Here is a 17195-nt window from a genome sequence, read left to right on the forward strand (position 1 = left end):
TTAATTTAAATCCTTTTAAAATTTGGATTTATTAAAAAAAGTTTAAATTTGCTATATAAAATCAACATATAATAAACATGAGCAAAAGAGTTGTTATCGTTTCTGCAGTTAGAACACCTATCGGCAGTTTTATGGGAGGATTATCTACAGTTACTGCACCCAAATTGGGAGCAACGGCCATCAAAGGCGCTTTAGACAAAATACAATTAGATCCAAATTTAGTTGACGAAGTTTTCATGGGTAACGTAGTGCAAGCTGGCGTAGGTCAAGCTCCAGCACGTCAAGCGGCAATTTATGCAGGCCTTTCCGTCGAAGTAGCTTGTACAACCGTTAACAAAGTTTGTGCGTCTGGAATGAAAGCCGTAATGTTGGGAGCACAAGCCATTCAATGTGGTGATGCCGAAATTGTAGTTTCTGGAGGAATGGAAAACATGAGTTTGATTCCACATTACATGAATTTAAGAAACGGAACCAAATTTGGTCCAAGCACAATGGTTGACGGATTACAAAAAGACGGACTAACAGATGCTTATGACAATAACGCTATGGGAGTTTCTGCTGACTTATGCGCAACCGAATACAATATTACAAGAGAAGACCAAGACAGGTTCGCAATCCAATCTTATGAACGCTCTGCAAAAGCTTGGAGCGAAGGCAAATTTGATAGTGAAATTGTTCCTGTAGCAGTTCCTCAAAGAAGAGGAGAACCAATTATCATTTCAAAGGATGAGGAATTCACAAATGTTTCTTTAGATAAAATACCAACATTGAACCCTGTATTTACAAAAGACGGAACAGTTACCGCAGCAAATGCTTCGACTATTAATGATGGTGCCGCAGCAGTTGTATTAATGAGCGAAGAAAAAGCGCTTTCTTTAGGCTTAAAGCCCTTAGCTTACATAAAGGGATATGCCGATGCTGCCCAAGAACCAAAATGGTTCACTACAAGCCCTGCAAAAGCGATCCCAAAAGCATTAGCGAAAGCAAACTTAACTATTGATGAAATTGATTTTTTTGAATTTAACGAAGCTTTTTCCGTAGTTGGATTGGCAAATTCCAAAATACTTGGACTGGATAACAACAAAGTAAATATCAATGGAGGAGCAGTTTCTTTAGGCCATCCTCTGGGATGTTCTGGCGTACGAATAATTGTTACATTATTAAACGTATTGGAACAAAACAATGCTAAATATGGAGCTGCAGCTATTTGCAATGGAGGTGGCGGCGCATCTGCATTTATCATCGAAAGAAATATTTCATAAATATCCTTTTCAAATAAAAATAAAATTATTAAATAATACGAATTGAAAATTACTATTTTTACATCAGTTTTCGATTCGTATTATTTTAATTTCTAATTTATATAAATGTTTGGAATTTGTAATTTAGCCATGATTCCACTTCGTGCTGAAGCTAGTGACAAAAGTGAAATTGTTTCTCAAGTTTTATTTGGAGAACATTTTGAAGTCTTGGAACAACAAAAACAATGGTCTCGCATAAAACTACAATACGATGAATACGAAGGCTGGATAGACACTAAACAATTTCAGGTGATTAGTGAGCTAAATTTTAACCAACTTTCATCAGACGCCATAATTCTAAACGCCGATTTGATAGAATACGTCACTACTCCTTCAAATCTATTGATTCCAATTCCACTTGCAGCTTCGTTATCATTCTTGAACAATCCGGAAATAAACACTTCTAATTTTGATTTTGAGGGTACAAAAACTAGCGGCACTAAACCCAAAAACAATCTTTTACATTCATCCTTTATGTATTTAAACGCTCCATATCTTTGGGGAGGAAAAACACCTTTTGGAATTGATTGTTCCGGCTTCACCCAAATGGTATACAAACTGAATGGCTATAAGCTATTACGTGACGCTTCACAACAAGCAACACAAGGAGAGCCATTAAGCTTCATTGAGGAAAGTGAACCGGGTGATTTAGCTTTTTTTGACAATGATGAAGGCAATATAATTCACGTTGGAATTATAATGGAAAATAATTATATCATTCATGCTAGCGGAAAAGTTCGAATAGACAGGTTAGACCATTTGGGAATCTATAATGCCGAAAGCAACAAACACACGCACAAACTCAGAGTAATTAAAAAAATTATATAAAAAAAATGCTAGAAATTTAATCTAGCATTTTTTTTATGTTTTTACATACTTGCTTTTAAGGAATTATACTCATCAGTCATATCCAAAGACCTATAAACACCCAGCAGAGACTTCAATACATCTTGATTTTTAGGCTCAATAACCAATGCTTTTTTAAGATAAGGAATCGCACTTCTTACTACATCATCTTTTTTACTTTTCAACTTATCATATAATTCCATTTCCTTTGGAGTATTACCCAAAGCTGCCATCTCGTCCACTAAAGCCTTTTTAGATTCCAATTTAACATAAGCTAAATTAATATAAGCATCAATAAAATTTGGATCCAACTCTAAAACTTTTGTATAACAAATTTCTGCTTTAACAACATCATTTTTTTCAAGATAGATATAAGCTAAATTTCTATTAATTTCAAACTTTTTAGATGGAGAAAACTCATCTCTTGGCTTTTCATGAAAACCCGCAGTAATACTAGCGGTCCTAACAGCTGAAGAAGCAAAACTTTCTTCTGTCTTTGTCTTTTTATTTGTAGCGTAATAAATTATCCCTTTTCCAGAATAATTGATTTTCTTTAATTCTTCATAATATTTAATTGCGGAATCATAATCTTTTACCGTCATGGAGGAAGAAGCTGCATTAAATAAATTCAAAGTGTCTTTTTTGTCAAATAAATAAACTTTATAACTTTTTTCAGCACTCTCTTTATATTTACCTGCCTTATAATCATCTGCCGCTCCATTGACAAGAGTAGATTTCATCTCTCTCAATGCTGTATTCGCCTGTAACGAATATTTATACTTCCCTGCCTCATTTTCAGCTTTAATCAATTCTTGATAGGCCTCAGCCGCCAAAGATAAGTTATTGGCCATTTCAATATTCTTTGAGGCCAAATTTTTTAAAACATTACCTTTCAAAAAATAAAAGTCCGACTTCTCTTCGTCGGTAGAATTATAAATCAAATATTCAATTTTTTTCAAAATCCCCAATGCATCTTGAGTTTTTCCGCTTTCAAAAACTGATTGAGCAGCCTTTATTTGTTCCTTTTGCGCATACACACCAGCATTTATCAATAACACTATTGATAGCATTACAAATTTTCTTTTCATCTAGGTTAAGTTTAGTTGTTAATATTAGGAGCTTATTATTTTACTGAGAAACTCAGTTCAAAAATTAAAATTTATTTCTTCTATAGTTTAACAAGACAATAATCTTAATAAACTAAGAAAATAAAAATATTTAAAGGGTGAAAAAGTAATTCAAAAAATCAAGAGGTAGAGTTTCTAAATGATTTTTTTTACTCTAAAAAATGATTTTCAGAAAAATTTATAAGAAAGTAGTTTTTGGCATATTTAAATATTTTTTAGGTTAAACAATTAGGATATATTTATTTTTTTTAATTAGAAATTACTTTTCTATATAATTAACAATACTTAATTTACATATTTTTTTATCAACTACAACGTTTTCTAAACTCGTAATTTTGCTCTAAAATAAAATTATTTTTTGATTGTACAAATAAAATCTCAATAAATTTTAACAAAAAGATAACGATTTCATAAAATGAAACGATTTGTATTTTTTCCTGTTTTATTTTAAAAAAAAACATACAATATCAAAATATTATTGCACTATAGTAACTATAATCGCAATATATCAAAATAGTCATCTCACTTATGCCTTTTTATAACATTAAAAAAAAAACATTATCCTACTAAAATGAGTTAATGGTCCTGTTAATAATTTTAATTTAAAACGGATTAACAATTCTTGGCATTAAAAAAAAAAAATAGCATAAAAAAAATCCTGCTTCGATATTCGAGCAGGATTTTTTTTAAATCTCTTAGTAAAATCTACATTTTAGCTTTTAACGCTTTGTACTCTGCAGTCATTTCAAGTGCACTGTAAACATTCAACAAGGTTTTTACTACATCTTCATTCTTTGGTTCTAATTCAACTGCTTTTTGAAGATATGGAATTGTACTCCTAAACAAATCTTCTCTTTTCTTTTTCAAAGCATTATAACGCTTCATATCATCAGCAGAATTACCAAGTTTATTCATTTCATCAATAATTACTTTTTCATCTTCCAATTTCATTGCAGCCATATTAATGTAAGCATTGATATATTTTGGATTCAATTCTATAACTTTATTATAAAACTTTTCAGCCTCGATATAATTTTTCGCACCAGCACTTACAACCCCTAAATTAAAAATCAAATCCACATCATTTGGATTTTTTTCCAAAGCCTCTGAAATCAATTTCTTGTAAGTATCCATATCTTTAGTTTCAAGATATAAATTAGCTTCAGTCAATATTAATGATGTATCATCTGGGTTTGCTTTTCTAGCATCAGAAACTGCTTTTTTAGCTAAATCCATTTTCCCTTCTTGAACATAAATCAAAGCTACATTTTTATAAATTTCACCTCTTTTTGAAGGTACATTTTCATTTCTTGGTTTTTCATGAGTTCCCATTTTAACCAATCTGTCTCTATCAGCAACTGTATTGAAAAAATCTTCTTGACCGCTCACTTTATTAACCGCATAATAATAAGTAGCTTTTCCAGAATAATTCAAAACTTTTAACTCTTCATAAAGTTTCAAAGCCTTATCATAATCTTTTGCATTAACATAAGTCGAAGCTGCATAATAAAGATTTATAGTATCTTTTTTCTCTAATAAATACGCCTGATATAGTTTTTCAGCACCTGCAGCATTTTTATCATTTTTTACTTTTTCACAATCATCTAAATCCTTTTTCTTCTTCTCTATTAACTCATCAATATCTTTTGGATTTTTAGCATTTAAAGTCAATCTATAATCTTCTAAAATTTTATTTCCTTTTGTAATACAGTCTAAAACAGATTTATCACCATCTTTAGTATCTTCAATTGCACCATTAACTAACTGTCCTTTAATCTGAGCAATCGAAGTTGCAGCTTGCGTAGAATATTTAGCTTTACCGGAAACCTTTTCAGCAGCTATTAAATCCTGATAAGATTTTGCCGCTAAAATTAAATTCTTATCTGTTTCTACTTTTTTATTAGATAAATCAAAATACGCATTCCCTTTAACAAATAAAAACTGTGCCTTTTCAGCATCTGGAGCATTAGCTGTTAAATATTCAGCTCCCGTTAAAATAGTCAGCGCTTCAGCTGAATTTCCAGATTTAAGTGCTTTCTCAGCAGCTTTAATTTCATTTTTTTGAGCAAAACTCGTTACTGATAAAAATAATGCTGACGCAATTATTACATATCTACTTTTCATATTAATTTATTTTATATTTACTATTCTATTAGTGCTTAAATTAAGCCTCATCATCAGTATCATCTTCATCAGAGTCGTCCTCCTCTACTTCTTCTTCTGAATCATCATCCTCGTCATCTTCAACAATACCATCATCTTCTAATACTTCAAGTACTGGTTTCACTCTTTCAATTACTTCCGTTTCGATAACATTTCCATCTTCATCAACAACAACTTCTGCAGGATCATCTTTCATAACTTTAGTAACTGCTGCTATTGAATCTTTTCCTTTTAAATTTATCAATTTAACACCTTGAGTTGCACGTCCCATTACACGTAAATCCTCAATAGCCATTCTGATTGTTAATCCAGATTTATTTATAATCATCAAATCATCGGCATCGGTTACAGCGTTTATCGAAATCAGTTTTCCAGTTTTTTCTGTTATATTAAGTGTTTTCACACCTTTTCCTCCTCGATTCGTAATTCTATAAACATCCTCACCATCTTCATCAACTAATTTGGTGCGTTTACCATATCCGTTTTCTGTAACTACTAAAATCTGCGAATCGTTAATATTATCCTTATCAACAGTTACCATACCAATTACTTCATCAGTATCATCTTTTAATGTAATACCACGAACTCCAGAAGCAGTTCTTCCCATCGGGCGAGTTTTGGTTTCCTCAAAACGAACTAATTTTCCCGATTTTACAGCCAAAATAATCTGGCTTTCTCCATTGGTTAATTTTGCTTCTAATAACTCATCACCTTCTTTTATAGTAATTGCAGCAACACCATTTACTCTTGGTTTAGAATATTTCTCTAAAGATGTTTTCTTAACCTGACCTTGCTTAGTTACCATTACAAGATTATGTTTTTGGATATAATCCTGATCTTTTAAATCTTGAGTACAGATAAAAGCTTTTACTTTATCATCACTTTCAATATTTATAAGATTTTGGATTGCCCTGCCTTTTGCAGTCTTACTTCCTTCAGGAATCTCATAAACGCGCATCCAGAAACATTTCCCTTTTTGAGTAAAGAACATCATATATTGATGATTCGTTGCCACAAACATATGCTCCAAGAAATCCTGATCCCTTGTTCCAGCACTTTTTTGACCAACTCCTCCTCTATTCTGTGTTTTGTATTCGGTAAGGTTAGTACGTTTGATATAACCTGCATGAGAAATTGTTATCACAACATTTTCATCAGCAATCAAATCTTCAATACTTACATCTCCTCCTGAATATTCGATTTGAGAACGACGTTCATCACCATATTTATCCCGAATTTCTGTTAATTCTTCTTTTATCAATGCAATCCTCAAGTTTACATCAGCCAATAAAGCTTTTAAATGCTCAATTAACTTCATAATCTCTTCGTATTCCGATCTTAACTTATCTTGTTCCAGACCTGTTAATTGACGCAAACGCATTTCAACAATTGCACGAGATTGAATATCGGACAAACTGAACCTTTCCATTAATTTATCTCTAGCTTCTTCTGTGCTTTTTGACGCTTTGATCAAAGCAATTACTTCATCAATATTATCCGAAGCAATAATCAAACCTTCTAAGATGTGTGCCCTTGCTTCGGCTTTTTTTAATTCAAATTGTGTTCTGCGAGTCACAACATCATGACGATGTTCAATAAAATAATGAATCAAATCTTTTAGATTCAACATCTGCGGACGACCTTTTACAATCGCAATATTGTTAACACTAAATGACGATTGTAATTGTGTAAACTTATAAAGTGTATTTAAAACCACATTAGGAGTTGCATCTCGTTTCAATATATATACGATTCGCATTCCGTTTCTATCCGATTCATCTCGAATATTGGCAATACCATCAATTTTCTTCTCATTTACTAAATCAGCAGTACGTTTAATCATATCTGCCTTATTGACTTGGTATGGGATTTCGGTAACGATGATACACTCACGACCATCCACTTCTTCAAAACCAACTTTGGCACGCATTACCACTCTACCTCTACCCGTTTTGAAAGCTTCACGAACTCCTTCATAACCATATATTACTCCACCAGTTGGAAAATCTGGAGCCTTGATATGAGTCATTAATTCATCTACTTCTATGTCATTATTATCCATATAAGCCAATGTACCATTTATTACCTCTGTTAAATTATGAGGTGGCATATTGGTTGCCATACCTACTGCGATTCCTGTGGCCCCATTTATCAATAAGGTAGGAACACGAGTTGGCATAACCGTAGGTTCTTCTAATGTGTCGTCAAAATTTAATTTAAAATCAACTGTTTCTTTATCTATATCTGCTAAAATTTCTTCGGAAATTTTACGCATTCTGGCCTCTGTATAACGCATTGCTGCCGGACTATCTCCGTCTACAGAACCAAAATTACCTTGCCCATCAATCAATAAATAACGCATACTCCATTCTTGAGCCATACGCACCATAGCATCATACACAGAGGTATCTCCGTGAGGGTGATACTTTCCAAGAACTTCCCCGACAATTCTTGCGGATTTTTTGTGGGCAGACCTAGAATTAACCCCTAAGTCATGCATTCCAAATAATACTCTTCGATGTACTGGTTTCAAGCCATCTCTAACATCAGGAAGTGCTCTGGATACAATTACCGACATCGAATAATCGATGTAAGCTGTTTTCATTTCATCTTCAATGTTAATAGGAATTAACTTTTCTCCTTCAGACATAATATATTCTTAAATTAAAATTATTTTGTTTTAAAAAATCCCGCTAATATAACCTTTCTCAATATGTTTTCGGTCATAAACAGACAGAAATTTATCCAATTTATTAACAAATTTTTATTGGCATTTGGTTAATAAATTAAGTACACTTTAACTTTATGTTCTTTATTTTTTTTGTCAATTAGCAGTACAACTATTTCGAGGTACGATTTTTGCTTTTGATTATCTTATTTACTAAATTTACAATAACAACAAATAAAATTATGGATGATAATTTTTCACCTAGAGTAAAAGACGTTATTACTTATAGCAAAGAAGAGGCATTACGTCTTGGACATGATTTTATAGGTACAGAACATTTGATGCTTGGCATTCTAAGGGATGGCAATGGTAAAGCTATTCACATCCTGAACAATCTTTCTGTGGATCTGGACCATTTGAGAAGAAAGGTTGAAATCCTAAGCCCCGCAAGCCCTAACATTGAAGTTAGTGTAGAAAAGAAAAATTTACATCTAACCCGTCAAGCAGAACGTGCTTTGAAAACGACCTTTTTGGAGGCAAAAGTTTTCCAGAGTTCATCGATTAGCACTGCGCATTTACTATTATGTATCTTAAGAAACGAAAATGACCCCACAACCAAGCTATTAAATAAACTAAAAATAGATTATGACATAGCTAAAGAACAATACATTAATATGACTCCAAACGAAGAAGAATTTTTAGAAAACTTACCAAAAAACGAATCATATAATGATGATTCAGGACAAGATGACAGTCTCAAAGAAGGTAATTTTAATAATCCCGCCAACAAATCAAATAAAAAATCTAAAACCCCAGTTCTTGACAATTTTGGGAGAGATTTAACAGAGATGGCTGAAGAGGGTAAATTAGACCCTGTTGTAGGACGAGAAAAAGAAATAGAACGTGTTTCTCAAATTTTGAGTCGTCGTAAAAAAAACAACCCATTACTAATAGGAGAACCAGGAGTTGGTAAATCGGCTATTGCTGAAGGTCTAGCTTTACGAATTATTCAAAAGAAAGTTTCTCGCATATTATTCAACAAACGAGTAGTTACCCTAGATTTAGCCAGTTTAGTTGCCGGCACGAAATACAGAGGGCAGTTTGAAGAAAGAATGAAAGCCGTTATGAATGAATTGGAAAAAAATGACGATATCATTCTTTTCATTGATGAAATTCACACGATTGTTGGTGCTGGTGGTGCCACAGGATCGCTAGATGCATCAAACATGTTCAAACCTGCATTATCAAGAGGAGAAATTCAATGTATTGGCGCAACTACATTAGATGAATACCGTCAATACATCGAGAAAGATGGAGCACTTGAAAGACGTTTTCAAAAAGTAATTGTGGAACCAACTTCTGTTGAGGAAACCATCACAATTTTGAATAATATCAAAAACAAATACGAAGATCACCATAATGTAATTTACACTCCCGAAGCTATTGAAGCCTGTGTTAAATTAACCAATCGATATATGTCCGAGCGATTTTTACCGGACAAAGCTATTGACGCATTGGACGAAGCAGGATCTCGTGTCCACATCACCAACATTGATGTTCCAAAGCAAATATTAGATTTGGAACGACAATTGGAAGAAGTTCGAGAATTGAAAAACTTGGTTGTCAAAAAACAAAAATATGAAGAAGCAGCCAAACTTCGTGATGATGAAAAAAAGATAGAAAAAGATTTAGCCATAGCACAAGAGCAATGGGAAGAGGATTCTAAAAATAATAGAATATTAGTTACCGAAGATAACGTTGCCGATGTTGTATCGATGATGACTGGCATTCCTGTGAATCGTATTGCACAAACTGAAAGCAACAAACTGGCTAAACTACCAGAACTTATTCAAAATAAAGTAATTGGACAAAACGAAGCAGTTTTAAAAATTGCTCGTTCCATCCAAAGAAATCGTGCTGGATTGAAAGATCCTAACAAACCTATTGGTTCCTTTATTTTCTTAGGCCAAACTGGTGTTGGAAAAACACAATTAGCCAAAGTTCTTGCCAAAGAATTATTCGATTCTGAAGATGCATTGGTTCGAATTGACATGAGCGAATACATGGAAAAATTTGCAATTTCAAGATTGGTTGGGGCACCTCCGGGATATGTAGGATACGAAGAAGGCGGACAATTGACTGAGAAAGTACGCAGAAAACCGTATTGTGTGGTATTACTTGATGAGATTGAAAAAGCACATCCTGACGTTTTCAATATGATGCTTCAAGTACTTGACGATGGTTTTTTAACCGATAGTCTAGGTCGTAAAATTGATTTCAAGAATACAATTATTATTATGACTTCTAATGTTGGTGCACGTCAATTGAAAGATTTCGGACAAGGAGTTGGATTTGGAACTGCAGCCAAAGTTGCCCAAGCCGACGATAATTCAAAAAGTATTATAGAAAATGCTTTAAAGAAAACATTTGCTCCTGAGTTTTTGAACAGAATTGATGATGTAATTGTGTTTAACACTTTAGAAAAAGAAGACATCAATTTGATTATTGAAATTGAGTTAAAAAAATTATACGACCGTGTAAAAGAACTAGGCTATCAATTAAAATTATCAGATAAAGCTAAAGCCTTTATTGCTGATAAAGGATTTGACAAGCAATTTGGAGCAAGACCGTTAAAAAGAGCAATTCAGAAATATGTTGAAGACACATTGGCAGAAGAGATTATCACTTCTAAAATTGCTTCAGGAGATGAGATATTTATGGATATAGAAGATGGTTCTCAAGAATTAACCGTCCACATCCATAAAGCTGAAGAGCCTACTAATCAAGCTGAAGAACCTACAAATCAGTAATTTAAAACAAAACACCAAATAACAAACCCGTTACGTTTTAATAACATAACGGGTTTATTCTTTATAGGATATTATCGTATTTTTTTGAAAACAAATATCTACATTTGATACTTATAAAGAAGATTAACAAAAATTAATTTATGTTTCAAAATAAAGTCATACTGGGTAGCGAAGAATGGTGCTCTTTTCCAGAATTAGGAATTCCTACAATTAAAGCTCGCGTCGATTCCGGTGCTAAAACATCTGCTTTACATGCTATCAATATTGCTCCATTTATAAAAAACGACACCAATTGGGTAAAATTTGACATCAACCCCATACAGAACAATATAAAGACAGTTATTCATTGTGAAGCTCCCTTAGTAGACAAAAGAATTGTCAAAAGTTCAAGCGGATTTAGAGAACATCGTTATGTTATCCAAACTAATATAGCTATTGGTGATTCCAAATGGCCTATAGAAATGACTTTGACCAATCGAGATTCCATGGGTTTCAGAATGCTTTTGGGAAGAGAAGCCATGAGCGGAAGAATATTGGTTGATCCCGAACAAAAATATCTTTTGGGACAACCTACTCCAGAAAGTCTTACAGCATTATACATCAACTCGGAAAAAGCTAGCTCTGGTTTAAGAATAGGGCTTTTGGCAAGCAATCCTGAATTGTATAGCAACAAGAGAATTATGGAAGCTGGTGAAATGCGCGGACATGAAATGCATTTCTTAAACATTAAGGAATGCTACATGAAACTAGATGCTAAAACTCCTGAAATTCATTATAGAGGCGGAAAAATATTAAATCAATTTGACGCTATCATTCCTAGAATTAGACCAAGTATCACCTTTTATGGCTGTGCTTTAACAAGACAGTTTGAAGCATTAAAAGTTTATTGTTTAAATTCATCAACTGCCATCACACAATCCAGAGACAAATTATTCTCTTTACAATTATTATTGAATCACGGTGTAGATATTCCGACAACAGGATTTGCCAACTCTCCTTTAGACACCGATAATTTGATAAAAATGGTTGGAGGTTCTCCGCTCATTGTGAAATTACTAGAAGGTACTCAAGGAAAAGGAGTTGTATTAGCAGAAACCAAAAAAGCAGCAGAAAGCGTAATTAACGCATTCAAAAGCTTAAATGCTAATATATTAGTCCAAGAATTCATCAAAGAAGCCAACGGAAAAGATATTCGTTGTTTTGTGATTGACGGCAAAGTGGTTGCAGCAATTCAAAGAGAAGCCATGCCAGGCGAATTTAGAGCCAATATCCATTTGGGAGGAACAGCATCAGTAATTAAAGTTACATCTGAAGAAAAAAGAATTGCTATAAAAGCAGCAAAAGCAATGGATTTAAAAGTAGCTGGGGTAGATATTATTCGCTCCGCAAAAGGACCTCTATTGCTTGAAGTAAACTCATCTCCAGGACTTGAAGGAATTGAAGGTGCAACAAATAAAGATATTGCGGGAGAGATGATTAAAGCGATCGAGAAGAACTTTAAAATAAAATAGCTTTTTTTGAGATAGAATAGTTCGCACAAAGCAAAAAGCAGATGCTATAAAACAGAAGACTATTCACGAAAATAGCACCAAAACCTAATTTGATGTTTAACATTCTTAATCTGAAATATACAATATGAGTCCCTACCTCGACATCGTTATCCGAAGTGCAGCTGTATATTTATTTATGGTTATTGCATTGCGCCTTTTTGGCAAAAAAGAGCTATCACAACTCAATACTGCCGACGTTATTTTGATTTTACTAATCAGTAACTCGGTACAGAATGCCATGGTAGGAAACAACACAACGCTTTGGGGAGGTTTGGCTGCGGCAACGATACTTTTTGCAATTAACTATATATTGAAAAAGCTAATGTTTAAGTATAAAAAATTCAGTGAATTCATGCTCGAAAAACCTGAAATTCTAATTCATAACGGAACTTTAGATTTTGATTCCCTAAGCAAATTAAACATTACATCTGATGAATTGAAAGAAGCTATGAGAGAGCATGGTGTCGAATATTTTAAAGATGTAAAGTTAGCAATGCTTGAAATCGACGGAAACATAAGTATAATTACTGGTGAAAAGAATTTAAAGCAAACCCACTACAAACGTAGAAAAAATCATAAAGTTTTAATTCAAGGGAATTAAAAAAATTGCTTTAGAATCTCCCTATCGCTTTTAATGAATTATTGCTAAATATTCAATTGAATCCCATTTAGAAAGATTATTATATACTGAAGTTTGTCGTTTAGCCCCGATGGAAGTGTGTATCCTTTTATGCCGGGGTTCGGCATAAAAGATACTGCGAACAGCGGGACAACTATTCATGTAACCCGAATAACACCTGCTTCTTAAACACATAATCCAACACAATTACAGACATAAAAAAACCATTCGGAATACGAATGGTTTTTTTTTATATAAAATTTTAAAATGTATTAAATAAACACATTCAAAAAGTAGTACACTAATGCGGCTAGTAATGCTGTAATAGGAATTGTTAATACCCAAGCCCAAACCAAACTTACTGTCACTCCCCAACGTACTGCTGAGATTCTTTTGGTCAAACCTACACCAATAATAGAACCTGTTATAGTATGTGTTGTACTCACTGGAACTTTAAAATGCTCCGTAAAATATAGCGTTAATGCTCCTGCGGTTTCGGCAGCAACTCCTTCAAAAGAAGTTACTTTAGTGATTTTAGATCCCATTGTTTTTACAATTTTCCAACCACCACTTAATGTTCCTGCAGCAATAGCAGAATAACAGGCTAATGGAATCCAAGCAGGCATTGCTCCTTTTATACCCTTATCGTCATCTGGAAGAATTACCTGCAACCAATCTGGTAAGCTTAACTGAGACGCTCCGCTAGTGTGAATGTAAACGGCAACTGCTGCTGCAATAATACCCATCACTTTTTGAGAATCGTTTCCACCATGTCCTAAACTAAATGCTGCTGATGAAAGCAGTTGCATTTTTTTCAACCATGCATTAGCTTGATGTAAATTCAGACTGCTGAATATCAAACAAAAACTACTAATTGACAAAATGATAAACGCGACCAAAAACCACTTTATATTATGCGCTTCAAAAGCTACACTCCAAAAATGAGAAGCAAATCTCGGTTTTTCAATATCCGCATAACTCACCATTTGGCTTTGTACAAACCAAATAGTCAAAACCATTAGTGCAAGGGTGAAAATTTTAGGATAAATGCTTTTACGAGAGGCATTCAATAACCAAATCGAAATTAAATACGATATTAAAGCCCCTAATAAAGGTGCTAAAACAATAAAAGCAATAATGATGATTACGCCTGACGGCATTCCGCCATCTTTACTGGCTTTATACCAGCTTACAATATCGTACCAGTGCTGAATTTTACCGTCTTCGGCAATATAACCTGAAAAACCATGAACTGCAATTGCATGTGCTAAAGCAGCACCAGCAAATCCTCCAATTAATGTATGGGACGAGCTTGAAGGGATTCCTTGCCACCAAGTAATCAAATTCCAAACAATGGCAGCTATAACACCGGCAAGGATTACAACAAGATTAATATCCATGGTATGAGCTGTTTTGGCAACCGTATCGGCTACTCCAAAACCAAAAACCCAATAGGCCAAAAAGTTAAAAAAAGCTGCCCAAACCACCGCTTGAAATGGCGACAAAACCTTGGTTGCAACAACAGTAGCAATAGCATTGGCGGCATCATGGAAACCATTGATGTAATCAAAAATTAATGCTAGAACTATAATAATTAATAGTAAAGTCATATCAATATCTTCAAAATGAATATTAAATTAAGAATGTTTTACCGTAATAGATTCTAAAACACTGGCAACACTCTTACATTTATCAGTTGCTGATTCTAAAACTGACAATACTTCTTTATATTTAATGATGTTTTTGGCATCGGTTTCATTTTCAAAAATTTCAAAAACGGCTTTATTATATACCATATCTGATTTATTCTCCAATTTATTGATCTTGGCACAAGCAACAGTTATAGTTTTCATATTACTTAAGTTTTTCAACTCTTTTACCGCCAAATCAATGTTTTGACAAGCCTCAAGGTTGATTTCTGTCATTTTTCGAATTGATTTCGTGATTTTATCAACTTGATACAAACGCATTCTTGTAGCTGCGCCGTGAAGATAATCGGCTACATTATCAATGGAAGTAATCAAAGAGTGTATATCTTCTCTATCAAAAGGAGTGATAAAGTTTCTGCTCAACTCCAAATTGGTTTGACGCGTAATGTCTTCCCCTTTTTGTTCTAATTCATCTATTTTAATAAAAAGAACTTCTCTTTCTTTTAAAGGAAGATTTACCGCTTCATGTAAATGCGAAGCTAATTCAATTAAATTACTTGATGCTTCTTCGAAAAGAGGAAAGAATTTTTTGTCTTTTGGGACTAAAAATTGAAAAATACTATTTAATGACATTTGTTTATTTTTTAGTGGTACAAAATTACTTCATTATTTAAAGCCAATGTTAAGCTAATGTTAACAAATCCTCTTCGATTTGAAAACTATTGAGAAAAGCTACTGTTTTTTCGATGTCATAATGAAGGATTCGGTCTTCCTTTACCAAAGGAACTTCTTCTCTGTAGGATTTTAAAAACATTTCAATAAAATCACTTGATTGTAAAGGTCTACGATATTCGATAGCTTGTGAAGCATTCATCAATTCGATAGCCAAAATACGCTCTAAATTATTCATCACACGTAAACATTTGGTAGCTCCATTGGCACCCATACTCACATGATCTTCTTGTCCATTACTAGATACGATACTATCCACACTTGATGGCGTAGCCAACTGCTTATTTTGGCTTGCAATGCTTGCAGCAGTATATTGTGGTATCATAAATCCAGAATTCAATCCCGGATTATCAACCAAAAATGCCGGAAGGTTGCGTAATCCTGAAATTAATTGATACGTTCTGCGTTCCGAAATACTTCCTAATTCAGCCAATGCAATCGCCATAAAATCCAATGCCAAAGCCAGTGGTTGCCCGTGAAAGTTGCCGCCAGAAATAATCTGATCGCTTTCTATAAAAATATTAGGATTATCGGTTACCGAATTAATTTCGGTTTTGAACACTTTTTTTACGTAGTCAAATGCATCTTTTGAAGCACCGTGAACTTGCGGAATACAGCGGAAAGAATACGGATCTTGAACATGTGTCTTAGGTTGTTCGATAATTTCGCTGCCTTCCAGAAACTCTTTTACTCTTTTGGCTGTAGCAATTTGACCGTTATGAGGACGTATATAATGAATTAACTCATTAAAAGGTTCAATTCTACCATCAAAACCTTCTAAAGAAATCGTCCCAATTAAATCGGCCAAGTAAGAAAATTTATTAATTTTCATTACAATATGGGCACCATAAGCACTCATGAATTGAGTTCCGTTTAATAATGCCAAACCTTCTTTAGATTTTAATATAATAGGTTCCCAACCAAAATGCTTCAACGCTACACTTGAATGTATTTTTTTACCTTCAAACCAAACTTCTCCTTCACCTAATAAAGGTAGTGACAAATGCGCCAAAGGAGCCAAATCTCCTGAAGCACCCAAAGATCCTTGTGTATAAATAACAGGTAATATACCATTATTGTAAAAATCTACCAGTCTTTCCACTGTTTGCAATTGAACCCCGGAATGACCATAACTCAAAGATTGAATCTTAAGCAACAACATCAGTTTTACAATTTCATTTGGCACTTCTTCACCGGTACCACAAGAATGAGATTTCACTAGGTTTTCTTGAAGCTTTGAAAGGTTTTCATTTGAAATCTTTACATTACAAAGGGAGCCAAAACCAGTATTGATTCCGTAAATAGGCTCAGAATGCGAGGCCATTTTAGCATCCAAGTATTTTCTGCACTTTAGGATATTCGTTTTTGCATTCTCCGAAAGAGCAATTAATTTATGATGCGAAATAATCTCTTGTAACGCTTCGAAAGAAAGCTGATCCGTACTTATATAATGTATATTCTCCATTTCACCTGATTTTAAGGGTTCAAAATTCAGCAAATCAATATTAAAAAGCAATTATTTTTGAGGATTATTTAATATTTAATTGAACGATAAAGTCTATTCATTGTAAAATCGCTTTTAAAACGACAAAAGCAACTCGATTTGAGCTACCGTCTGGACACAACTTTTTTTATCTTTGAGATAAAAAAATGCAGACAAGACATTTTGAAGATTTAAAAGACAAGCGATTGTTGAATAGAGGAAATTCTATTCTCAATCGCTTGTTTGC

Annotated in this window: 11 protein-coding genes; 5 read left to right on the top strand and 6 right to left on the bottom strand. The window is 33.6% G+C overall.

Going from position 1 to position 17195, the window contains the following annotated elements; translation table 11 throughout:
- Positions 1-77: 77 nt before the first annotated feature.
- Positions 78-1262 carry an acetyl-CoA C-acyltransferase gene (locus KZH69_RS18645; RefSeq protein WP_219318987.1) on the top strand — a complete coding sequence of 395 codons (1185 nt, stop codon included), beginning with the start codon at positions 78-80 and terminating at the stop codon, positions 1260-1262.
- 105 nt (positions 1263-1367) lie between these two features.
- Positions 1368-2129 carry a C40 family peptidase gene (locus KZH69_RS18650; protein ID WP_219318988.1) on the top strand — a complete coding sequence of 254 codons (762 nt, stop codon included), beginning with the start codon at positions 1368-1370 and terminating at the stop codon, positions 2127-2129.
- Between the two features lie 41 nt (positions 2130-2170).
- On the opposite strand, the gene KZH69_RS18655 is transcribed toward KZH69_RS18650, so the two are convergent.
- The 3 genes from KZH69_RS18655 to gyrA all read right to left on the bottom strand — a co-directional run bounded on the left by KZH69_RS18655 (position 2171) and on the right by gyrA (position 8087).
- Positions 2171-3235 carry a tetratricopeptide repeat protein gene (locus KZH69_RS18655; RefSeq protein WP_255558504.1) on the bottom strand — a complete coding sequence of 355 codons (1065 nt, stop codon included), beginning with the start codon at positions 3233-3235 and terminating at the stop codon, positions 2171-2173.
- A 744-nt stretch (positions 3236-3979) separates the two neighbouring features.
- Positions 3980-5398 carry a tetratricopeptide repeat protein gene (locus KZH69_RS18660; protein ID WP_219318989.1) on the bottom strand — a complete coding sequence of 473 codons (1419 nt, stop codon included), beginning with the start codon at positions 5396-5398 and terminating at the stop codon, positions 3980-3982.
- 40 nt (positions 5399-5438) lie between these two features.
- Positions 5439-8087 (bottom strand): DNA gyrase subunit A, encoded by a 2649-nt coding sequence (gene gyrA / locus KZH69_RS18665; RefSeq protein WP_219318990.1) that lies wholly within the window; start codon positions 8085-8087, stop codon positions 5439-5441.
- A gap of 260 nt (positions 8088-8347) precedes the next feature.
- Between gyrA and KZH69_RS18670 the strand changes: the two genes are divergently transcribed.
- From KZH69_RS18670 to KZH69_RS18680, 3 genes are all read left to right on the top strand, one after another.
- The gene (locus tag KZH69_RS18670) at positions 8348-10915 is read left to right on the top strand and encodes an ATP-dependent Clp protease ATP-binding subunit (protein ID WP_219318991.1); all 2568 of its coding nucleotides are present in this window, start codon (positions 8348-8350) and stop codon (positions 10913-10915) included.
- Positions 10916-11055: 140 nt separating this feature from the next.
- On the top strand, positions 11056-12426 hold the full coding sequence (gene rimK / locus KZH69_RS18675; protein WP_219318992.1) for a 30S ribosomal protein S6--L-glutamate ligase: 1371 nt from the start codon (positions 11056-11058) through the stop codon (positions 12424-12426).
- A 124-nt stretch (positions 12427-12550) separates the two neighbouring features.
- Complete coding sequence (locus KZH69_RS18680) at positions 12551-13066, top strand: DUF421 domain-containing protein (RefSeq protein ID WP_219318993.1); 516 nt, start codon at positions 12551-12553, stop codon at positions 13064-13066.
- Positions 13067-13356: 290 nt separating this feature from the next.
- Here KZH69_RS18680 and KZH69_RS18685 read toward each other — a convergent pair whose 3' ends face one another.
- Genes KZH69_RS18685 through hutH form a run of 3 tightly spaced genes read right to left on the bottom strand, consistent with a single transcriptional unit; the run spans position 13357 to position 16930 of the window.
- Complete coding sequence (locus tag KZH69_RS18685) at positions 13357-14694, bottom strand: inorganic phosphate transporter (protein WP_219318994.1); 1338 nt, start codon at positions 14692-14694, stop codon at positions 13357-13359.
- A 27-nt stretch (positions 14695-14721) separates the two neighbouring features.
- Entirely contained in the window at positions 14722-15366 is a 645-nt protein-coding gene (locus KZH69_RS18690; RefSeq protein WP_219318995.1) for a DUF47 domain-containing protein, read from the bottom strand.
- Between the two features lie 49 nt (positions 15367-15415).
- Complete coding sequence (gene hutH, locus KZH69_RS18695) at positions 15416-16930, bottom strand: histidine ammonia-lyase (RefSeq protein WP_219318996.1); 1515 nt, start codon at positions 16928-16930, stop codon at positions 15416-15418.
- Positions 16931-17195 lie beyond the last annotated feature (265 nt).

It is taken from the genome of Flavobacterium taihuense (genome assembly GCF_019351435.1).
Lineage (GTDB): Bacteria > Bacteroidota > Bacteroidia > Flavobacteriales > Flavobacteriaceae > Flavobacterium > Flavobacterium taihuense.